Origin of the sequence: Rhodanobacter spathiphylli B39 (genome assembly GCF_000264295.1) — a bacterium.
GTDB classification, from domain to species: Bacteria; Pseudomonadota; Gammaproteobacteria; order Xanthomonadales; family Rhodanobacteraceae; genus Rhodanobacter; species Rhodanobacter spathiphylli.
In genome coordinates, this window is sequence record NZ_AJXT01000059.1 from 1 (window position 1) to 19679 (window position 19679).

A 19679-nucleotide genomic window follows, 5' to 3' on the forward strand; every position below is an offset into this window, starting at 1 on the left:
GGCCTTTCTCTTTGGTTACTTTCTCTTTGGCCACGCAAAGAGAAAGTAACTCGGCTGCTGTAGGCAGACGAAAGCTTTTGCTCTTGCGCGACAACAACAAGTGCGATGACCAGCTTCGCTGTTCTAAAGCTCTTCCGGCCTTCGCCGGAATGACAGCCGACAGGTTAGTTAGTCTTCGCCGGAACAGAGATTCTCCTGCTACACAAAGAAAAGTAGCTCGATCTCCGCAGAAGGACGAAAGCTCCTGCTGACATTCCTGCTCTTTCGCTATTCACCTGCGATGGCCAGGCAAGGCTGCCTTCGCAGGTCACCGGATCTCTTCAGCAGGAAACATTGCGTATGCATCCCTCCGAACAGCCTGCCACGAGACACATAGTCGACTGTAAACACCAGGTCACCGCGCGTTGTCCACCGCACATCACCCGGAGCACCGCGAAGAGAATGCAGTGGCGTCGCGACTACGGCACCATCGTTGCGCTGCTCCACGCGAAAGATGCCGCCGGTACTATGCCGCATATGGGACAACCCGGTGAAGACAACGATGCCGAACGGCATGCCCACGATGCCCCGCACGTTCTGTCTGAGCAACGTTTGCACCGCCCCGCTTGCATCACGAAACACCAGCTCCCCACCCCACTCGCCGCGATCAGCACCAAGCAATTCGCCGTTGAATGCGGTGTACGTGTAGTCGGCTTTCTGGAGGAAGCGGTGAACATGGGTGCCAGCTTCGTCCACGCCAACGGTCTCGGCAGGGTAGTTCCGGGCAGCATCGACACCGACCGGAGTAGATGCCGTCAGCGCGCGCGCAACCACCGCCCCCTGCACCTTCACCACCAAGCGTTCCCGAACCCAAAAACCCACGCACAGACACAACATGGCGCACAGCAAGACGATCACTGGGACGAGCGGTTTTTTGCCCTGATTACCCATGGCAGCACTTGTCGACCGTCGACTTCGGACATGGCTTTGTGCATCGGGCAGAGCGGGTCATTCCCCGCGCAACCACCGCGCCGCATCAATCGCATAGTAAGTAAGGATCGCATCCGCCCCCGCCCGCTTCATCGAAGTGAGCGACTCCAGCACCACCGCCCTCTCATCCAGCCATCCATTCTGCGAAGCCGCCTTCAACATCGCGTACTCGCCACTGACCTGGTAGACGAAGGTCGGCACGCCGAAGCTGTCCTTCACCCGGCGCACGATGTCCAGATACGGCAGGCCGGGCTTCACCATCACGGCGTCGGCGCCTTCGGCGATGTCCAGCTCGATTTCGTGCAGCGCTTCGTTGCTGTTGCCGACATCCATCTGGTAGGTGTGCTTGTTGCCCTTGCCGAGATTCGCCGACGAGCCGACCGCGTCGCGGAACGGGCCGTAGAAGGCGGAGGCGTATTTGGCCGAGTAGGCGAGGATGCGGGTGTGGATGTGGCCGGCGTCTTCCAGCGCTTCGCGGATGGCACCGATGCGGCCGTCCATCATGTCCGACGGCGCCACGAAATCCATGCCGGCCTCGGCCTGGGCCAGCGACATCCTGATCAGCGCCTCGACGGTGGGCTCGTTCATCACGTAGCCGGTGTCGTCGATCAGGCCGTCCTGGCCGTGGGTGGTGTACGGGTCGAGCGCGACGTCGCCGATCAGGCCCAGCTCGGGATACCTCGCCTTCAGCGCGCGGGTGGCGCGATGCATCAGGTTGTCGGGGTTCCACGCCTCGCTGGCGTCGAGCGATTTCACGTCGGCACCGGGCGACGGGAACAGCGCCAGCGCGGGGATGCCCAGACGCACGCATTCGCCACCCAGCTTCAGCAACTCGTCGATGGAGAGACGGTCGACGCCGGGCATCGATGGCACCGCTTCGCGCTGGCCTTCGCCCTCGATCACGAAGGCCACCATGATCAGGTCGCTGGCCAGCAAGGTGTGCTCGCGCATCAGGGCGCGGGAAAAGGCGTCGCGGCGCATGCGGCGCATGCGGATGGCGGGGAAGCTCATGGCGTGGTCTCGTGGCGGGGCATCGGGCCATTTTACGCCGTTGCGGCAAGCCTCCACCGAATGTGCCGGCCCGGCCATTCTGCGCCGTACGGTGAGCAAAACACTGGACTAACCGCCAGCGGGCCGGCAGGCTTGTCGCTTCACGTCGTCAGGAAGCTCCATGAGCCAGTCTCGCAGCGCCCCCACCCTGCTGGTCGATCTCGGTGGCACCAATGTCCGTTTCGGCGTGGCCGACCCCTCGCGCGACAAGCCGCTGATCACCGACAGCATCCGGCGCTACCGCGTGGCCGAGCACGACTCGCTGGTTTCCACCGCGAAGCAGTACCTCGCCGACACCGGCCTGGAAGTGCGCCGCGCGATCGTGGCTGCGGCCGGACGCATCGTGGATGGCGAGACGGTCAAGGTCACCAACAATCCGTGGGCGATCTCGGCGCAGCAGACCGCCAGCGCGCTAGACCTGGAGTATGTGCATCTGGTCAACGACTTCGCCGCCCAGAGCATGGCGGTGACCCTGCTGCACGGCGACGACCTGGTCGACGTGGGCACGCTGCCGCGACCGGTGATCGGCGCCGAGGCCGAGCAGACCTTCGCCATCGTCGGGCCGGGCACCGGCCTGGGCGTGGGCGGCCTGCTGGTGCGCGCCGGCCACTGCAGCGTGCTGCAGACCGAGGGCGGCCACGCCGGCTTTGCCGCGCACACGCCGGAAGACATCGCGATCCTCGACTACCTCAACCACAAGTACGGCCGCGTCTCCAACGAGCGGCTGATCTGCGGCCAGGGCCTGGTCAACCTCTACGACGCGATCTGCCACATGGTCGGCGCGATACCGGCCGACCTGAAACCGGAAGACATCACCGCCCGCGCGAAGGACGGCAGCTGCCCGCTGTGCACGCGCACGGTGGAAACCTTCGCCGGCATCTTCGGCAGCGTCGCCGGCGACCTGGTGCTGACGCTGGGCGCGTGGGACGGCGTGTATCTCACCGGCGGGCTGATCCCGATCCTGCTGCCGTGGCTGGAACGCGGCCGCTTCCGCGAACGCTTCGAGGCCAAGGGCCGCTTCCGCGACATCATGGAAAAAGTGCCGACCCAGGCGATCATGAATCCGGAGCCGGGCCTGCTGGGCGCGGCGGCGCTGGCGGTGCTGGAATCGGGCCGCACGCTGCTGCCATCGCGTTAGTCCGCGGCGACGCCACGGGCGAACACGTATCCTTCCGACGGATTGCGAGGAATGTGCATGTCCTGCTCCACCATCGTTCGCCTGCTGTGCCTGCTGGCGCTGCCGTTCGCCGCGCTGCCGTTCGCCGCGTTGGCGGCGCCGGCATCGGATCCCGGCGTCACCCGCGACGCGGTACTGGCCATCCCGGCCACGCCGATCACCTCGCGCGCGGCGCTGGACGCCTATCAGCGCGATACGCCACCCGAAAGCTCGCCACTGAGCTGGCTGACGCCTGGCGCAAGGCGCCGCTTCATCGACAGCCTGGTGTACCGCGAACACGGCCTGGGCGGCATGAGCCTTGCCGACCTGCGCTACGAGCTCACCCGTGAGCAGGCCTACGTGTTGCTGCAACTGTTCGGTGCGCAGAACTACGCGATCGACCTGGACGCGCTGACCACGCGGGCGCCGGAATCACCCGCGACCAGCACGCTGGAGCCCGCCTACGATCGCCTGCTGAAGGCCGTCGATCAGGCCGAGGTCGATGGAGCACAGACACCGACAGTCGTGCAGGAATACGCCGCGGCTTTCGCACCTGCACAGAACGACGCGCAACGGCACGCACTCGGCGACCGCGACACGGAGTTCCTGTTCCGCGCCGCGAACCTGGCCTTCCGCCTTACCGGCCAGCCGACCTACCTCGCCGACATGCGCGGCGACTTTGCCGAACTGCAACGCCGGCATCGGATCGATCGGCCGCAGCTCGCCGATTTCCATGACGCGCTGCTCACCGCGCATCACGACGACGAAGCGCGCGCGCTGCTCGCCGCCCACCCCGCGCTCGAACGCAACCCGCCACCATCGATGCGCACGTTCAACCGCATTCGCAAGGGCCAGCCCAGCCTGTGGGTGGTCACCCCGGGGACGCGCAAACGCGAGCTGGTGCGCTTCCGCTTCAACATCCGCGCGCCGGCGCAAGTGATCGTGCTGGCCTCGACCGGATGCCATTTTTCCGCCAGCGCCGCGCACGACATCGAGGCGGACCCGCTGCTGAGCGATCTGTTCCGCGAGTTCGGGCAATGGGTGGCGCCACCGGATGAAGTCACCGCCTTCGACGCCTTGCGCGAATGGAACCAGCTGCACCCCGCGCTGCGGCTCGGCGTCGCCTACGACCGCTCCGCGCTGCCGATGGTCGAGCGCATCGAAACCCCGGTGTTCTACTTCCTCGACCACGGTACCGTCGTCGACACCGTGGTCGGCTGGCCGCCCGGTGGCAACCTCGACGCGATCCGGCGCGGCATGCGCAGGATCAAGCTGTTGCGCTGACCGCCGTTTCACGGAGAACCGCCCATGCCCCGCCGCGACACCGCCTTCCTGTTCGACCTCGACGGTACCCTGATCGACAGCGTGTACCAGCACGTGCTGGCGTGGAAGGAATCGCTGGACCGCGAGGGCGTGGAGCTGTCGGTGTGGCGCATCCATCGCAAGATCGGCATGAGCGGCGGGCTGTTCTCGCACATGCTGTTGCGCGAGACCGGGCTGGAGATCACCGAGGACCGCCTCGAACGACTACGCCGCTGGCATGCCGAGGCGTTCAACCGACAGCATGCGCAAGGTGCCGTGCGACCGCTGCCCGGCGCGCGCGAACTGCTGGACTACCTCACCGCGCAGGACATTCCGTGGGCGATCGCCACCAGCGGGCGGATGGAAACCGCCGCGCCGAACCTGCAGGCGCTTGGCGTCGATCCGGCGAAGGTGCCGGTGGTGACGCGCGACCAGGTGCGTCATGCCAAACCCGACCCGGACCTGTTCATCGCCGCCGCCGAACGCCTCGGCGTGGACATCCGCCAGTCGCTGGTGATCGGCGACAGCGTGTGGGACATGCTGGCCGCCCAGCGTGCCCGGGCGCTGGGCGTGGGCGTGCTCAGCGGCGGCTACGGCCTGGCCGAATTGCAGCAATCGGGCGCGTTCCGCGTGTATGACGATCCGGCCGACCTGCTGCGCCATGTGGACGAAGTGGCGGCGCGCGATTGAACGCGCAAGGCAGCTGAATCGCCACGCGCCATCTCATGAAAAATTAATCACCGGCCACGGGCGACGCAGTAGGCTCCGCTGCATCGTGCAATCATCGCCAAGGGAGCCGCCCATGCGTCGACTTCTCGCCAGTCTGCCGCTCGCCCTGCTGCTCGCCGCCTGCTCGCCGGCGCCGCCGGCAGCCGGCACCGCCCAAGTGGCGAAGGCCAATGCCGCGCTCGGCTCGGCCGGTTGGTATGCCTGGGTCGATCAATCCCTGCATATCAGCGACGACGGCCACGGCCCGGATCAGGGTTCGGCCGAATGGAACCAGGCTGTGCAGCGCAAGCTGGGTGAGGAAGCGCCCCAGTCGCAACCCGGCTCGCCGGAATGGCAGCAGTCGGTGGACGCCCTGCTGCGCACGCGACTGCCGCCGCAGTCGTCCTGACGCCCGGATTGCCGGTTACTCGTCGCGGATCGCCGCGATCGGGTCCAGTGCCGCCGCCTGGCGTGCCGGGTAGATGCTGAAGGCCAGCCCGATCAGCACGCAGGCCAGCACCGAGGCGATCACGCCGATCGGTGCCCACGCCACCTGCCAACCTGCGAAGGCCGCGATCGCGTAGGCCAGCAGGGCGCCGAACAGCAGGCCGGCCAACGCACCGGCAAGGCAGATCACCAGCGCCTCGCGCAGGAAGCGCTGCACGATGTCCTGGCGGCGTGCACCGATCGCCCGCAGCAGGCCGATTTCGCGGCGACGTTCCAGCACGTTGGCCAGCATGATGTTCATGATGCCGATGCCGCCGACCAGCAGGCTCACGCCGGCAATCGATCCCATCACCACGCTGAAGATGCGCTGGGTCTTCTGGTTTTGCCGGTACAACTGCTGCGGCACGATCAGCCGGTAATCGCCCACGCCGGCATGGCGCTGGTCGAGCAGGGCGGTCAGCACGCGAGCGCCGGCCGCCAGGCCTTCGGGGTCTTTCAGGCGCAGCAGGAAGCGGTCGACCTCGTCCTCCATCGGCTGGAAGCGGAAGCGCGCCCGGGCGCTGGCCAGCGGCACGAAGACGCGATTGCTCTCCGCCCCCAGCGCCACGCCCTCGAACTTGTCCTGGCCCAGGTCGCGATCGGCCAGCACGCCGACCACGCGCAGCCACACCTGGTTGACCTTGAACAGCCGGCCCAGCGGCTTGCCATCGGGAAACAGGTCGTGTGCTACCTGGTGGCCGAGCACCGCCACCGGGGCCAGGCCGGCATCGTCGTCCGCGGAGAGCGCGCGGCCCTCGGCCAGATGCAGCGAGGCAAGCTGGAAGTAGTCCGGGCTGATGCCGCTGATCTCGGCGTCGGCATGTCCGTCATCGCTGTAGACGTCCCAGCGCTTGACCCGCTTTTCGGCGGCGTAGCGTTCGGCCGACGGCACCACGTCGAGCGCCGCCCGCGCATCGGCCACGGTGAGGCCGATGCTGCGGGCACGGGCTTCCTTCAGCGCATCGCCATCCTGGCTCTTCGCTTCCACGATCAGGTTGTGCAGGCCCAGGCTGTCGACCAGTTTCAGCGCCTCGCGCCGGCTGCCTTCGCCCACGCCCTGCATGGCCACGATCGCACCGACGCCGAAGATCATCCCGAGCAGGGTCAGCAGGGTGCGCAGCTTGCGCCGCGACAGTTCCTCGATGGCCTCGCGCCACAATGCGGAAATCATTTCGCTTCCCCGGCCTTGCCGGCGAGCAGGATGCGGTCGCCGCTCCGGAGTCCGTCGAGCACCTGGGTGCGGGTGGCGCCACGCACGCCCAGCTTCAGCCGCTTCGTGCGCACTTCGTTGCCGGCCAGTACCTGCACGCTGTCGTGGCCGTCGTCGTGACTCAAGGCCATGTTCGGCACACTGTAGCCCTGCGCCTGCAACAGGATGATCTTGCCGACGAAGCGCTGGCCGGGAATCCATCCGTAGCGCCGCGCCACGTCAGCCGGCAGAGTGGTCTTCAGCGACAGGTATTTCACCGGATTGTCGCGGCTGCGCGGTTGCGCCGCCGAGGCGATCCAGCTGACGCGGGAGCTCGCCGTCTGCGCCGGGATGCCCCAGCGATGCAGCTGCACCACATCGCCCACGCGAATGCCCTGGGCCTCGATCTGCGGCACGCTCAGCTGCACTTCCAACGCCGCCAGGTCCGGCAGGCTGGCGAAGGTGTTGCCCGCGTAGAGGCTGCCGCCCACGTGCGGCACCTGGTCGCTCCAGTCCCTTTCCAACACCAGCACGCCGGCATGCGGGGCGCGCAGTTCCAGCGCCTCCAGATCGGCCTGCTTCTGCTTCGCCAGGGTTTCGAAACTGTTTCGCTGGGCATCCAGCACGGCCAGCTCGGCGGCTCCGCGCGACGCCGACTGGTCTTCGCGCCATTGCAGGATGCGCTGGCGCACGTCGAGGTAGTGCACGTCCTGCACCGCGTCGAGGATGTCGTTGCGCGCCATCGCGTCGAGGCTGGCGTTGGCATAGCGCGCGGCGATCGCGTGCTGCGCCGCCACCTGGATCAGGTCGACATCAAGCTGGCCATTCTTGTCATCCAGTTCGGCCTGCTTGCCGGCACGCGCCAGCGCGTTGCGCTGCAGGTCGATCTGGGCTTCCAGCAGATCCTGCTTGCTCTGGTCGGCCGAGAACCGCGCCACCAGTTCGCCCTTCTCCACCGTGCTGCCGTCGGGCAGCATCCAGTTCAGCTGGCGCGAGCTCCATTGCTTGCCGGGCACCAGCAGCGGCGTCGGCCGGGTCGAACGCAGCTCGCCCTCGCCGAGCACGCTGAATTCCAGCGGCCCCGCGTGCGCCTGTTCCAGCACGGTGTGATCGGCGTCTGCATGGGAGCATCCGCCGAGCAGGAACAGCAGCAACCAGGCGCAGCGGTTCATCGTTTCGCTCCCGCTGTCGCGGTGAGCTCGACCTGCACCGGCTGGCCCGGCTTCAGGCGTGGCTGGCCCTGGTCCAGATGGATGATCAGATCGACCACGGGTATCGCCTCCACCCGCGACTTGCTGTGCACGGTGCCGCCGATTTCGGCGATGACTCCCGACAGGCTGCGATCGCCGCCGGACACCAGCACGCGCACGTGCTGTCCCTTGCTCACCCGGGTGAGCTCGCGCTCGGGCAACGCGGCGCGCACGGCCAGCGTCGACAGGTCGGGCATCTGCGCCACCGACTGGCCGCGCCATATCTGCGTGCCGACATCGACCTTGCCGCCCTGCCAGCTGTCCTCGTGCACCACGATGCCGTCGCGCGGCGCCTTGACGGTCAACGCAACCAGCGACTCCTGCAATTTGCCCACCTCCGTTTCCAGCGCATCCACGTCCTCATCGGCCATGGCCTGCTCGGCGCCGCGCTCGCGCGCCGCCACCTGCTGTCGCTGCGCGGTCAGGCTCAGCCGCTGCTCCGCCCTGGTTCGCGCCACCACCAGCTTCTGGTAATCCACCCGCGCGATGTAGTCCTTCGGCTGATCGGCCTTGCGCTGCGCCTTTTCCATCTCGGCGCGCGCCTGCGCCGTGGCCAGCTCGGCTTCGCGGGCGCGATCGGCCAGGTCAAGCTTGAGCTGTTCCTGCTTGCGGCGTTTTTCGGCCAGCTCGCCCTGTTTGGCGGTGAGGTTCTTGACCACCTCGGAAGCCTCGAACGCCACCAGCATGTCGCCCTTTTTCACCGACTCGCCATCGCCGGCCATCTGGCTCACCGTCATCTGCCACAGGCCATCCACCGACGGCGGCGAGATCGCCAGGCTGCGCTGGGCGAACACCTCGCCATCGGCCTTCAGCGGCGCCAGCATGCCGCCACCCGACGCGCCGGCGTGTGGCTGCGGATCATCGAGGTCGCTGTCGACGCGAACGCTCATGCCCTGGCGCAACGGCAGCTTCATCCCGGCGGGCAAGGCGATGTCGACCTCGAAGTAGCGGCCGTCGCCCCAGGCATCCTTGCTGGCCGATGCACCGGCGATGCTGGTGATGCTGCCGCGCAGGCTGCTGCCCGGCAGCGCGTCCACGTGCAACTGCAGCGGCTGCCCCACGCGCAGGCCCGGGCGATCCGGTTCCAGCACCCAGGCCCGCACGGTGTAGCCGCTGGCCTCGCCCACGAGCTCGCCGACCTTGACGCCGGGGAAACTGGTCGAACCCTCCTCGTAACGGCCGCCATTGCCGAACACGTCGTCGAAGCCGTGCACCACGGTGCCGGCGTGGCTGGCGCGCACCACCGCGCCGGCCACCTGCTTCCGGTAGAAATCAAGCGAGGCGCGCTGCTTGCCCAGTTCCAGCTCGCTGTCCTGCCGCCTTCTCGTCACCGCGGCGATGGCCTGGGCCACCTCCTGCTTCTTCAGCGCCAGCGCGCGCTCGGTGCGTTGCATCTCGCCCTGGTGGCGGTCGTAGTCGAGCGCCGAGATCAGCGACTTGGGGATCACCGCGTCCACCGCCGCGGTGTCGCGTTCGGCCTGGGCATCGGCGAGTGCGAGTTCAGCGTCGGCCTGCTTCAGTTCGAGCTCGGCGATTTCCTTGGCGTTCTTGGCGATGGCCTGGTCGAGCTGCGCCTGCAGCGTGCGCAGTTGGGTCTCGGCCGGGCCGGCGTCGATGCGCAGCAGCACGTCGCCGGGCTTCGCCTTCGCGCCGTCGGCGATGTAATAGCGCAACACCACTGGCGAACTCATCGAGGGCGGCGTGAAGATCTCCTGCGCGCCGGCCACTTGCACCTCGCCGCTGAACACCGTCGCCGACGCCAGCGACGGCAGCAGGAGCAGCAGCGCCAGCGCCTCAAGCCGCCGAATCATGCTCGATCCTCCCGTCGCGCAGGCTGATCTGCCGCTGCGCCCGCGCAGCGACGTCGGCGTCATGGGTGACCATCACCACGGTCTGGCCGTCGCCATGCACTTCGGCGAGCAGGGCCAGCACGTCGGCGGCGCTCTTCGAGTCGAGGTTGCCGGTGGGCTCGTCGGCCAGCAGCAGGGCCGGCTTCATCAGCAAGGCGCGGGCGATCGCCACGCGCTGCATCTGACCGCCGGACAGCTGCCCCGGGCGATGTGCCAGGTGCCGCTGCAGGCCCATCCGCTGCAGCAGTTCGTGGGCGCGCTGTTCCAGCCCTTCGTCGGAGCCGCGCAGGAAGCGCCGAGGCAGCAGTGCGTTCTCCAGCACGCTCAGGCGCGGCAGCAGGTGGAACGACTGGAACACGAAACCGATGCGGCGGTTGCGGAAATCGCTGGCGCGCTCGTCGTCGAAGGTGGAGACGTCGACGTCATCCAGCAGGTAACGACCGCTGTCCGGCCGATCGAGGCAGCCAAGCATGTTGAGCAAGGTGGACTTGCCCGAACCGGACGGCCCGACGATGGCCATGAACTGGCCCTGCGGCACCGCGAAACTGACCCCGTCCAGCGCGGCGATGAGCTGCCCGCCGATCCGGTAATGACGTGTCACCGCCTCCATGCGCACCATCGTGTTGCCGCCCCCCGTCAAGCACTTCCTCGAGTGTTGCGGTTGATGACTGCTTTGACAAGTATCTGTGCCACGGCGGATATCCACCGCCGCGTCGCACCTGCCGAAGCGGCTCAGCCCGGTGCCAGCAGCGCGTCCAGGTCGCCTTCGTCGAAGCTGAGCTTCTGCCGGCTGCCGCCGCCTTCCAGCACGGCGGCGGCCAGTTCGGCCTTCCGCTCCTTCAGTTCCTCGATGCGCTCCTCCACCGTGCCCGAGGTGATCAGGCGGAACACGAACACCGGCTTGTCCTGGCCGATGCGGTGGGCGCGATCGGACGCCTGCGCTTCGGCGGCGGGATTCCACCACGGGTCGTAGTGGATCACGGTGTCGGCGGCGGTGAGGTTGAGGCCCACGCCGCCGGCCTTCAGCGACAGCAGGAACAGGGGCACGTCGCCGTTCTGGAAACGTTGCACGGGCTCGGCGCGATCGCGGGTGTCGCCGGTGAGGGTGACGTAGCGGATGCGCCGGCGGTCGAGTTCGGCGGCGATCAGCTTCAGCATGCCGGTGAACTGCGAGAACAGCAGCACCTTGCGGCCTTCGTCGAGCAGCGCCGGCAGCATGTCCATCAGCAGTTCGAACTTGGCCGATTCATGCACGCCACGCGCGGCCTCCAGCTTCACCAGGCGCGGATCGCAACAGACCTGGCGCAGCTTCAGCAGCGCGTCCAGCACCACGATGCCCGAATGCGAAATGCCGCGCTCGGCGATCACCTCGCGCAGTTCCTCGGCCAGCGACAGGCGCAGGCCTTCGTACAGCTCGCGCTGGCGGCCTTCCAGCACCACGCGGCGGGTGATCTCGGTCTTCGGCGGCAGCTCCTTGGCCACCTGCGACTTGGTCCGGCGCAGGATGAATGGCGAGATGCGCAGGTTCAGCCGCTGCTGGCATTCCTCGTCGTGCTGCTTCTCGATCGGCACGCGGTAGAAACGCCGGAACGCACTCTCGTCGCCGAGCAGGCCGGGCACCGCCAGGTCGACCTGCGACCACAGCTCGCCCAGATGGTTTTCCAGCGGCGTGCCGGTAAGGCAGACATAACGCGGCGTGCGCAGGCTGAGCAAGGCGCGGCGCGCCTGGGTGCGCGGGTTCTTCACCTGCTGCGCCTCGTCCAGCACGATCAGCGCGAACGGTTGCTGGCGCAGCGCCACCACGTCGCGCGGCAACAATGCGTAGCTGGTCAGCACGATGTCCTGCGCGCCCAGCTGGTCGAACTCCTCGGCGCGCTGCGGGCCGTGCAGGGTCAGCACCTGCAGCATCGGCGCGAAGCGGGCGATTTCCGACTGCCAGTTCGGGATCAGGCTGGTCGGCACCACGATCAGCGCAGGCTGGCTCAGCGCACCGCCCTGTTTCAGCGACAGCAGATGGGTGATCAGCTGCAGCGTCTTGCCCAGGCCCATGTCATCGGCCAGCACGCCGCCAACGCCGGCCTCGGCCAGCGCATTCAGCCAGCGCAGGCCTTCGCGCTGGTACGGCCGCATCTCGACGGTGAGGCCTTCGGGCACCGCATCGCTGGCGCGCTCGGCGGCATCGCGCAGGCGCGCGGCGAAGCCGAGCAACGGCTCGGCCGCTTCCAGCTGGCTGCCACCGGGCATCGCCGCGGCCAGCTCTTCGAGCCGGCCTGCCTGCACCCGCGGCAGGTGGAGCTTCTTGCGCGGCTTCTCCAGGTATTCGGCCAGCGGCGCCAGCAGGCCGCGCAGTTCCTTCAGTCGCACCGGCACGCGCCGGCGCGCATCGACCGGCGCGTACCACACCGCGTCTTCCGGTTCGTTCGGCGCCGGGCTCAGGTTCAGCTGATGCTCGGCCAGCGCCTGCGCCACGGCGGGCAGCAGGTTGTGCCGCTGGCCATCCAGCTCGATGCCGATTTCCAGGTCGAAGGCATGGTCGTCGGCGTCCTCCACCGCGTGGCCGTACCACTGTACCGGGCCTTCCAGCACTTCGAACGGGAAGCTGGGCGCGTACTCGACGTGGAAGTTCTCGGCCTCCAGCTTGGGCCGCAGCGCCAGCCAGCGGGCGGGCGTGTTGACCTCCAGCGCGCCGGCATAGCCGGTGCCGGGAAACAGCCACGCGTCGTCGGGCAAGGTCTCGGCCACGTCCCATGGCAGGCCTTCGGTATCCACGCCGGGGGTGAGGCCGGCGCGCTCGAGCTGTTCCATCGCGGTCAGTTCTTCGGCGCGGCGACGGTTGATCTCCACCAGTTGCCCGTTGCGCACCCGGCGCACCAGCGGTTCGCCACCGCGGCCGGGCAGGCGTTCGCCGGCGTAGTCGAAGGCCAGCCTGGCGTAGCCGAGCGGCGGCGTGCCGGCGGCCAGCCGGGCATGCCGGGTCAGCGCGTGCAGGATCAGGATGGGCTTGGGCGCCAGCTCCGAGCGGCGCACCTCGCCGAACACCTGGGGCGGCGGCACCCGCGTGGCGAGGCGACTGCCGCTCAAGCGGCTGCGCAGGCGGCGACCGTGCTCATGCTTCAGCGGCGGCAGGTCGAGCCAGTGGGTCTCCTCGCCGACGGCATCGAAGCGGCCCACGGTGGCGCGCTCCACATCGAGATACCACAGGCAGTCGATGCGCAGCAGGCGCTGGCTGTGCGGCAGCACCGGCAACAGGCGCTGGCTGCCGTCCGGCTCCATCTTCCAGTGCCAGTTGAGCTGGTGCGACTTGCCGCGCGACAGGCGCAGGCCAGCCAGCCCGCCGAGGAAACAGGGCGCGGTGTCGAGGATCTCGGCCAACAGGGTGTCGCCGACGTGGCCGCCCATGCGCGCATAGCTGCGCCCCTTGCGCACGTTCTGCGGCAGGCCGAGCATGGTCGCGGCCAGGCGTTGCTCGTGGGGCTGCAGCGGCGACTGCGCCAGGTGCCGACTGTCCAGCGGCACCGGCCGCGCGTAGCGACCGTGCTCGACCACGCCGAGCAGCACCGGCGCCACGTCCAGGCGCGCGAACGGGGCATTCTCTTCGGGCATCACTTCCAGGAAGAAACCGAGCACGCCCGGCTCGTCCGTCGCGGTCGGCCGGGGCGCAGCCAGCAGCCGTCGCCATGCCTGCGGCAGGGCTTCGTCATCGCCGGATGCTGCGCTGGCGGCGTGCTGTTTCTCGTCCGGTTGCTGCATGCGCATGCGGTCCGTGGCGATGACCAAAACATTGAGCTTAGCAGCGCGCGGGCTGGATGCGATCGTTGCGATCGCATCGCCGGCCAATGCGGACCGGGGCGCGGGGGAGAATCAGGTCCGGTGAAGAAAACCACTTCCTGTGGTTTTCTTCTATCGCACGTCCGGTACACGCCCGGACGTGCTCACGCGGATCAGTCACTTGCGTGACCGATCCGCGTCCGGCCATCCCTGGCCGGGCTTCGAGGTTGAAAAATCACAACCTCTCAGGCGTTGCCGAACAGCCCGTGCGGATATTCCGGCTTCTGCTCGCGCGCCATCAGCGCCTTGAGCCCTGCCACCGGAGTGACCTCGCCATGCAGCACGGCGCGCACGCTGGCACTGATCGGCAGGTCCAGGCCGTGCTTGTCGGCCAGCCGTGCCACCTCGTCGGCGGTGAGGATGCTTTCGACCACCTGGCCGATCCGGCGCACCGCTTCGTCGATCGCGATGCCCTGGCCCAGCGCCAGACCCAGCCGGCGGTTGCGCGACAGGTCGCCGGTGCAGGTCAGCACCAGGTCGCCCAGGCCGGAAAGCCCGATCAGGGTTTCCGGCCGCGCGCCCAGCGCCACGCCCAGCCGCAGCATCTCGTTCATGCCGCGGGTGATCAGGCCGGCGCGGGCGTTGAGGCCCAGGTCCATGCCGTCGGCGATGCCGGTGGCCACCGCCAGCACGTTCTTCATCGCCCCGCCAAGCTCGGCGCCCAGCACGTCGCCGCCGGAATACGCGCGCAGGTTCGGCGCGTGCAGCAGGGTCGCCAGCTGCTGCGCGAACGCCGCATCGTCCGAGTGCACGGTGACGGCGCTGGGCAGGCCGGACGCCACTTCCTTCGCAAACGAGGGCCCGGTGACCACGGCCGCCGCGCGACCGGGCAGCTTCTCCGCCACCAGCTCGTGCAGGAAACGGCCGGTGCCCGGCTCGAAACCCTTGGTGGCCCAGGCGATCGCGGTATCCGCATCGAGCAGCGGTGCCAGTTCGTCCAGCATGCTGGCGAAGGCATGGCTGGGCACCACGATCAGTACGATGCCGGCGCCGCGCACGGCGCGGGCCAGGTCGCTTTCGTAGCCCAGTTGCTCCGGCAACTCGATGTCCGGCAGGTAGCGCTGGTTGACGCGAGCGGCCGCCATCGCCGCCAGGGCCCCGGCATCGCGCCCCCACAAGGTGGTGGGCACGCCGTTGCGTGCGATCAGGGCCGCCAGCGCAGTGCCCCAGGAGCCGGCGCCGAGAACGGTCAGCTTCGGGTGGTCAGGCATGGGCCGGACTCAGCTGTTCAGCGTGGCCGGGGCTTCGTCGCCGCCCATCGCGCGGCGCTGCTGTTCCGCGAACAGCGCATCGAAGTTGATCGGCTGCAGCAGGAACGGCGGGAAGCCGCCTTCCAGCACCAGCGACGAAATCACCTGGCGGGCGTACGGGAACAGCAGGTTCGGGCAGTAGCTGCCGATGATGCCGGCCTGGTCGGCCTCGCTGAAGCCGGCGATGCCGAACACGCCGGCCTGCTCCACTTCCGCCAGGTACGCGGTGCGCTGGCCGATGGTGCAGGTCAGGGTCAGGCTGAGCACCACTTCGTACATGTTGTTGCCCAGATCGGTGGCCTTCTGGCCCAGGTTCAGCTGCACCTGCGGCTGATCCTTCTCGTCGATCTCCTGGAAGATCTGCGGCGCGTTCGGCGCCTCGAAGGACACGTCCTTCACGTAGATCTTCTGCATCACCAGCTGCGGCTGACTGGACTGGCCGTTGGCCTGGTCGTTGGTGATCTCTTGTGCCATCGGGCGTTCCTCGAGTCGGGTCGTTTGAATAAAAGAGGACGATTGTTCCATACATCCCCGCCGCGCGCACGCCGGCGGGGACCGCCAAATGCGGCAAAGATTGCGCAGGGCGCTGTTTTTCTGCGAGAATACGCGGCTCGCCTCTGTCGACCCGGTGTTTCCGGGCGGTCCGCCACGCGGTACGGACCTCACGCTCACGCGACGCAAGACCTCCAGCATCGCGTGGCGCATGGCGCCGCTGGGCCGATCACACCCTGGCCAACGGGTGTCAAAAAAATTTACGGAGGTCGTCATGGCCCGTGTATGTCAAGTCACCGGTAAGGGTGTGATGAGCGGCAACAACGTCTCGCACGCCAACAACCGTACCCGTCGCCGCTGGTTGCCGAACCTGCATGAGCGTCGTTTCTGGGTGGCCAGCGAGAATCGCTGGATCAAGCTGCGCGTTTCCAACAACGCCCTGCGCACCATCGACAAGAATGGCATCGAGGCCGTGATTGCCGACATGCGCGCCCGCGGCGAAAAGGTCTGAGGATCAAACCATGGCTAACAAGACCCAAGACAAGATCCGCATGATCTCCACGGCCGGCACCGGTCACTTCTACACCACGCAGAAGAACAAGAAGAACACCCCGGAAAAGTTCGAGTTCAAGAAGTACGATCCGGTGGTTCGCAAGCACGTGATGTACAAGGAAGGCAAGATCAAGTAATTGATCGACGCGCCGAAGAAAACCCGCCCCCCGTGGCGGGTTTTCTTTTGCCTGCTTGCCGGGCCGGCGACTGCCACGCATCATCGCCGGATGAGTCCCGCCCCGTTGATCGCATTGTTTCCCGAGCTGCTCGGCGACGAGAGCTGGCGACAGTTGCCAGCGGCGGTGCAGGCCATGCACGGCTCGTCACCACGGTTGCAGGCGAACGGCCTGGCCGACATCACCGGCGACCGCCGCCTGCCCGCACGCTGGTTGCGCCGGCTGCTGGGCTTGCCGTCGCCAGGCCCGGCGCAGGCACTGGCACTGACCATCGAACGCCGCGACGACCGCGAGGTCTGGACCCGCCGTTTCGCCAGCAGGCAGATGCGCTCCACGCTGGGCCGGCGCAACGGCTCGCCCCTGCTGTTCGAAACGCTGGGACCGGCCCGGCTGGGTTTCGCCCTGCGCCAGGACGGTGACGCGATCGACTGGCAGCTGCGCAGCGTGCACTTCCTCGGCCTGCCCTGCCCGCGGGCGCTGCATGGCCAGGTGCTTTCGCGCAGCGGCATCCGTGACGGTCGCTACCAGTTCAGCGTCGACGTGCGGCTGCCGTGGCTGGGCCAGCTGGTCGCCTACCACGGCTGGCTGGAACCTTCGCAAACCGGGGCAACACCGGATGAAGGCTGAAACCGCCGCACCGGTGATCGTGTTCGACGGCGTCTGCCTGCTGTGCAGTCGCTGGGTGCGCTTCCTGCTGAAGCACGATCGCGCATCGCGCTATCACTTCGCCGCGATGCAATCGGAGCACGGCCGCGCCCTGCTGCTGGCGCACGGGCTGGACCCGGACTCGCCGCTGTCGTTCCTGCTGGTCGAAGACCAGTATGGCTACACCGACACCCGGGCGATCGTGCAGATCCTGCGCAGCCTGGGCCAGCGTCGCTGGCGCTGGCTGGGCCATGCGCTGCATCGGGTGCCGCGCTGGCTCGCCGACCCGGCCTATCGCTTCGTGGCCCGCCACCGCTACCGGATCTTCGGACAGAGCCGCAGCTGCTTCGTGCCCACGCCGGAACAACGCGCGCGTTTCAGCCCGTAAGCGCTTCCAGCTGCGTCTGGATCGCGAAGCCATCGAGTGCTTCAAGCGCCTCGTCGAGCGTGAACAGGCCCATGCACGGCATCGCCCCGCGTGCCGACAGGCTGCCGTCGGCCAGCTTGCGGGCCAGCACCACCGCGGGCGTGGCGGGAATCTGCGGGCCATCGCCGGCACCGGCGCGCAACGACCAGCGCAACTTCAGCGCCCGCCCCTGGGCGTCGCGCCCGCGCAGCTCGACCAGCATGCCGCCGACGTCGCTGCCCGCGCCGAGGAACCATTCGCTGATCCGGCGCAGGCGCGTGGCGTGGCGGGCCAGGTCGCGCAGCAGCCCCAGTCGCACCAGCCACGCCGCGGCCAGCGTGCCGAAGTGCAGACGTTTCAGCTCCAGCCCCGCGCGGAAGATCACCGTACGCACACCGGGATAGCGCCGCGGGAACAGCTCCAGATCCGGCACGTCGCACAAGCCGGTCCAGCGTCGGCCGAACGAAAACCGCGGGCGCCGGGTCAGCATCCAGCCGTGAGCGCGCTGCCAGCGACCGTCGCGCCAGAGCTTCAGCGGGCGTCCGCAGTAGCCCAGGATCGCCGCCACCGTGGCGTCGCCGCGCGGCGTGCGGTTGCCCGGGCTGATCGCGTGCTCGATGACCTCCAGCTCGGCGAAGTGCGGCAGCAGGCCATCGACCACCGCGCTGCTCAGCGCCGGCACCGTGGAGGCGCCGCTGACCAGCAGGCGGCCGGCCTCCCGCGCACGGTCGTCCAGGCGGCTCATGCCGCCGACGAAGTCGCGTCCGTCGGCAAGGTCGATGTAGTCGCTGGCGCAGGCCAGGCATGCCTCGGCCACCCGATAGTCCTGTTGCTGGAACGGACCGGCCGCGTGGATCACCAGCTGCGGCCCCAACGCGGCCAGCGCATCGGCCAGGCCCGGCGCGGCCACGTCGAGTGCCGCCAGCTGCACCGAGGCATCACCCAGCGCCTCACGCAGCGCCGCCAGGCTCTGCGCCCGTCGGCCAGCGACGACCAGTTGAAAGCGCGGATCGCCCGCCAGCTGGCGGGCGATCCGCGAACCGAACACGCCGGTGGCGCCGATCAACACTACGCGCAAGGCCATCCATTCCCCCGTGGCGATCCCCGAAAAACAAAACCCGCCGGACGGCGGGTTCTGCTGAAACATGCTGGCTTCCGATCAGGCCGTGGCCACGCCGTAGCCCTTCAGCCGCTGGGCGAATTCCTGCAGCGCCCGGATGCCGCTTTCCTCCGCTTCGTGAATCCACTGCTGCAGGCCCTTCAGCGCCTGCTCGGCACCGCGCTGCTCCATCAGCGCCGCCAGGCGGCTGCGGAACTCGACCACGGTGGCCAGCGTCGGACGCCTGGCCAGCACTGCCTGCATGCGGTCACGGCCTTCGCTGTCCAGCCAGCGGCCACCGTCGGCCAGGGCGCGACGCAGGCGGCGCGGGGTGGACTTCAGGCTTTCGCCGGCATGCTGCGCCTCTTCGGCGATGGTCGGCAGGATCACGCCGCGGTAGTAGTCGGTCATCGCCTGGAAGCGATGGGTCAGCACGGCCTTCAGCGTTTCGGCATCGGGCAGGCGCACGTTCGGGCGGATGTCGAGGGTGGGTGCCACGCGCAGCACCTTGGCCAGGCCCACGGCGCGCAGGCCGCAGATCGCCGCCCAGCCGATGTCGAACTCCCACTTGCGCAGGGCGAACTTGGCCGAGCTGGGGAAGGCGTGGTGGTTGTTGTGCAGCTCTTCGCCGCCGATCCAGAACGCCCACGGGATCAGGTTGCGCGCGGTGTCCGCGCTTTCGAAGTTGCGATAGCCGGCCCAGTGGCCGATGCCGTTGACGAAGCCGGCGGCCCAGAACGGAATCCACACCATCTGCAGCGCCCACAGCGCCGCACCGATCACGCCGAACAGCGCCACGCTGATGAACAGCATCAGGGTCGGACCCCAGTACGGATGCGCACCATAGACGTGCTTCTCGACCCAGTCGTCCGGGGTGCCACGGCCGTACTGCTCCATGTCCTGCTTGTTCTCGCAGGCGTCGCGGTACAGCGACACGCCATCCCAGAAAACTTTCTTGATGCCATAGATCATCGGGCTGTGCGGGTCGTCCGCCGTCTCGACCTTGGCGTGGTGCTTGCGATGCACCGCCACCCACTCGCGGGTGACCATGCCGGTGGTGAGCCAGCCCCAGAAGCGGAAGAAGTGCGCCAGCGCCGGGTGGAAATCCACGCCGCGATGGGTCTGGCTGCGATGCAGGTACAGGGTCACCGTGAAGATGGTGAGCTGGGTCATCACCAGCATGTACACGGCGATCTGGCCCCAGCTTGCGCCGGTCAGACCATCGTTGAGGAAATTGATTACCGCGTCGAGCATGGAAGGCACCGGATGAG

Annotated in this window: 19 protein-coding genes; 8 read left to right on the top strand and 11 right to left on the bottom strand. The window is 68.1% G+C overall.

Going from position 1 to position 19679, the window contains the following annotated elements; all coding sequences use genetic code 11:
• Positions 1-267 precede the first annotated feature (267 nt).
• Entirely contained in the window at positions 268-930 is a 663-nt protein-coding gene (locus UU7_RS16440; RefSeq protein ID WP_007810329.1) for a hypothetical protein, read from the bottom strand.
• Between the two features lie 57 nt (positions 931-987).
• The gene (gene hemB, locus UU7_RS16445; RefSeq protein WP_007810331.1) at positions 988-1980 is read right to left on the bottom strand and encodes a porphobilinogen synthase; all 993 of its coding nucleotides are present in this window, start codon (positions 1978-1980) and stop codon (positions 988-990) included.
• A 160-nt stretch (positions 1981-2140) separates the two neighbouring features.
• Here hemB and glk point away from each other — a divergent pair, with 160 nt between their 5' ends.
• The 4 genes from glk (at position 2141) to UU7_RS16465 (ending at position 5594) form a co-directional block, all read left to right on the top strand.
• The gene (gene glk, locus UU7_RS16450) at positions 2141-3157 is read left to right on the top strand and encodes a glucokinase (RefSeq protein WP_007810333.1); all 1017 of its coding nucleotides are present in this window, start codon (positions 2141-2143) and stop codon (positions 3155-3157) included.
• Between the two features lie 57 nt (positions 3158-3214).
• A complete protein-coding gene (locus UU7_RS16455; protein ID WP_040673629.1) occupies positions 3215-4459 on the top strand; it encodes a hypothetical protein in 1245 nt (414 codons plus the stop codon).
• A gap of 24 nt (positions 4460-4483) precedes the next feature.
• Positions 4484-5167: an HAD family hydrolase gene (locus UU7_RS16460; RefSeq protein WP_007810337.1), complete on the top strand. Its 684-nt coding sequence runs from the start codon at positions 4484-4486 to the stop codon at positions 5165-5167.
• 112 nt (positions 5168-5279) lie between these two features.
• A complete protein-coding gene (locus UU7_RS16465) occupies positions 5280-5594 on the top strand; it encodes a hypothetical protein (RefSeq protein ID WP_007810339.1) in 315 nt (104 codons plus the stop codon).
• 15 nt (positions 5595-5609) lie between these two features.
• On the opposite strand, the gene UU7_RS16470 is transcribed toward UU7_RS16465, so the two are convergent.
• From UU7_RS16470 to secB, 7 genes are all read right to left on the bottom strand, one after another.
• Positions 5610-6842 carry an ABC transporter permease gene (locus tag UU7_RS16470; RefSeq protein WP_007810341.1) on the bottom strand — a complete coding sequence of 411 codons (1233 nt, stop codon included), beginning with the start codon at positions 6840-6842 and terminating at the stop codon, positions 5610-5612.
• The gene (locus UU7_RS16475) at positions 6839-8032 is read right to left on the bottom strand and encodes an efflux RND transporter periplasmic adaptor subunit (RefSeq protein WP_007810342.1); all 1194 of its coding nucleotides are present in this window, start codon (positions 8030-8032) and stop codon (positions 6839-6841) included. Before UU7_RS16475 ends, UU7_RS16470 begins: the two co-directional genes overlap by 4 nt.
• On the bottom strand, positions 8029-9921 hold the full coding sequence (locus UU7_RS16480) for an HlyD family secretion protein (RefSeq protein ID WP_007810345.1): 1893 nt from the start codon (positions 9919-9921) through the stop codon (positions 8029-8031). Before UU7_RS16480 ends, UU7_RS16475 begins: the two co-directional genes overlap by 4 nt.
• Positions 9905-10600, bottom strand: coding sequence for an ABC transporter ATP-binding protein (locus tag UU7_RS16485; protein WP_007810346.1), 696 nt, complete (start codon positions 10598-10600; stop codon positions 9905-9907). The genes UU7_RS16480 and UU7_RS16485 overlap by 17 nt, the downstream gene beginning before the upstream one ends.
• Positions 10601-10692: 92 nt before the next feature.
• Positions 10693-13710, bottom strand: coding sequence for a DEAD/DEAH box helicase (locus UU7_RS16490; protein ID WP_040673630.1), 3018 nt, complete (start codon positions 13708-13710; stop codon positions 10693-10695).
• Positions 13711-13973: 263 nt separating this feature from the next.
• Positions 13974-14999, bottom strand: coding sequence for an NAD(P)H-dependent glycerol-3-phosphate dehydrogenase (locus UU7_RS16495; protein ID WP_007810351.1), 1026 nt, complete (start codon positions 14997-14999; stop codon positions 13974-13976).
• Between the two features lie 9 nt (positions 15000-15008).
• Complete coding sequence (gene secB, locus UU7_RS16500; protein ID WP_007810352.1) at positions 15009-15512, bottom strand: protein-export chaperone SecB; 504 nt, start codon at positions 15510-15512, stop codon at positions 15009-15011.
• 292 nt (positions 15513-15804) lie between these two features.
• Here secB and rpmB point away from each other — a divergent pair, with 292 nt between their 5' ends.
• From rpmB to UU7_RS16520, 4 genes are all read left to right on the top strand, one after another.
• Positions 15805-16041: a 50S ribosomal protein L28 gene (rpmB, locus tag UU7_RS16505; protein WP_007810354.1), complete on the top strand. Its 237-nt coding sequence runs from the start codon at positions 15805-15807 to the stop codon at positions 16039-16041.
• 10 nt (positions 16042-16051) lie between these two features.
• Positions 16052-16219: a 50S ribosomal protein L33 gene (gene rpmG, locus UU7_RS16510; RefSeq protein WP_007810357.1), complete on the top strand. Its 168-nt coding sequence runs from the start codon at positions 16052-16054 to the stop codon at positions 16217-16219.
• 90 nt (positions 16220-16309) lie between these two features.
• Positions 16310-16885, top strand: coding sequence for a DUF4166 domain-containing protein (locus UU7_RS16515; RefSeq protein ID WP_050981479.1), 576 nt, complete (start codon positions 16310-16312; stop codon positions 16883-16885).
• A complete protein-coding gene (locus tag UU7_RS16520; RefSeq protein WP_007810361.1) occupies positions 16875-17291 on the top strand; it encodes a thiol-disulfide oxidoreductase DCC family protein in 417 nt (138 codons plus the stop codon). Before UU7_RS16515 ends, UU7_RS16520 begins: the two co-directional genes overlap by 11 nt.
• Here the strand turns inward: UU7_RS16520 and UU7_RS16525 are convergent.
• The gene (locus tag UU7_RS16525; protein ID WP_007810364.1) at positions 17281-18393 is read right to left on the bottom strand and encodes a saccharopine dehydrogenase family protein; all 1113 of its coding nucleotides are present in this window, start codon (positions 18391-18393) and stop codon (positions 17281-17283) included. The genes UU7_RS16520 and UU7_RS16525 overlap by 11 nt on opposite strands.
• 75 nt (positions 18394-18468) lie before the next feature.
• Positions 18469-19662, bottom strand: coding sequence for a DesA family fatty acid desaturase (locus UU7_RS16530; protein WP_007810366.1), 1194 nt, complete (start codon positions 19660-19662; stop codon positions 18469-18471).
• Between the last annotated feature and the right edge of the window lie 17 nt (positions 19663-19679).

What these genes read in the sequence shown, in the direction of transcription:
- rpmB (WP_007810354.1), top strand. Translation starts at nt 15,805, where the DNA reads ATGGCCCGTGTATGTCAAGTCACCGGTAAGGGTGTGATGAGCGGCAAC.
- UU7_RS16440 (WP_007810329.1), bottom strand. Translation starts at nt 930, where the DNA reads ATGGGTAATCAGGGCAAAAAACCGCTCGTCCCAGTGATCGTCTTGCTG.
- UU7_RS16495 (WP_007810351.1), bottom strand. Translation starts at nt 14,999, where the DNA reads ATGCCTGACCACCCGAAGCTGACCGTTCTCGGCGCCGGCTCCTGGGGC.
- UU7_RS16455 (WP_040673629.1), top strand. Translation starts at nt 3,215, where the DNA reads ATGTCCTGCTCCACCATCGTTCGCCTGCTGTGCCTGCTGGCGCTGCCG.
- UU7_RS16475 (WP_007810342.1), bottom strand. Translation starts at nt 8,032, where the DNA reads ATGAACCGCTGCGCCTGGTTGCTGCTGTTCCTGCTCGGCGGATGCTCC.
- UU7_RS16530 (WP_007810366.1), bottom strand. Translation starts at nt 19,662, where the DNA reads ATGCTCGACGCGGTAATCAATTTCCTCAACGATGGTCTGACCGGCGCA.
- rpmG (WP_007810357.1), top strand. Translation starts at nt 16,052, where the DNA reads ATGGCTAACAAGACCCAAGACAAGATCCGCATGATCTCCACGGCCGGC.
- glk (WP_007810333.1), top strand. Translation starts at nt 2,141, where the DNA reads ATGAGCCAGTCTCGCAGCGCCCCCACCCTGCTGGTCGATCTCGGTGGC.
- UU7_RS16525 (WP_007810364.1), bottom strand. Translation starts at nt 18,393, where the DNA reads ATGGCCTTGCGCGTAGTGTTGATCGGCGCCACCGGCGTGTTCGGTTCG.
- secB (WP_007810352.1), bottom strand. Translation starts at nt 15,512, where the DNA reads ATGGCACAAGAGATCACCAACGACCAGGCCAACGGCCAGTCCAGTCAG.
- UU7_RS16480 (WP_007810345.1), bottom strand. Translation starts at nt 9,921, where the DNA reads ATGATTCGGCGGCTTGAGGCGCTGGCGCTGCTGCTCCTGCTGCCGTCG.
- UU7_RS16520 (WP_007810361.1), top strand. Translation starts at nt 16,875, where the DNA reads ATGAAGGCTGAAACCGCCGCACCGGTGATCGTGTTCGACGGCGTCTGC.
- UU7_RS16470 (WP_007810341.1), bottom strand. Translation starts at nt 6,842, where the DNA reads ATGATTTCCGCATTGTGGCGCGAGGCCATCGAGGAACTGTCGCGGCGC.
- UU7_RS16490 (WP_040673630.1), bottom strand. Translation starts at nt 13,710, where the DNA reads ATGCAGCAACCGGACGAGAAACAGCACGCCGCCAGCGCAGCATCCGGC.
- UU7_RS16465 (WP_007810339.1), top strand. Translation starts at nt 5,280, where the DNA reads ATGCGTCGACTTCTCGCCAGTCTGCCGCTCGCCCTGCTGCTCGCCGCC.
- UU7_RS16515 (WP_050981479.1), top strand. Translation starts at nt 16,310, where the DNA reads ATGAGTCCCGCCCCGTTGATCGCATTGTTTCCCGAGCTGCTCGGCGAC.
- hemB (WP_007810331.1), bottom strand. Translation starts at nt 1,980, where the DNA reads ATGAGCTTCCCCGCCATCCGCATGCGCCGCATGCGCCGCGACGCCTTT.
- UU7_RS16460 (WP_007810337.1), top strand. Translation starts at nt 4,484, where the DNA reads ATGCCCCGCCGCGACACCGCCTTCCTGTTCGACCTCGACGGTACCCTG.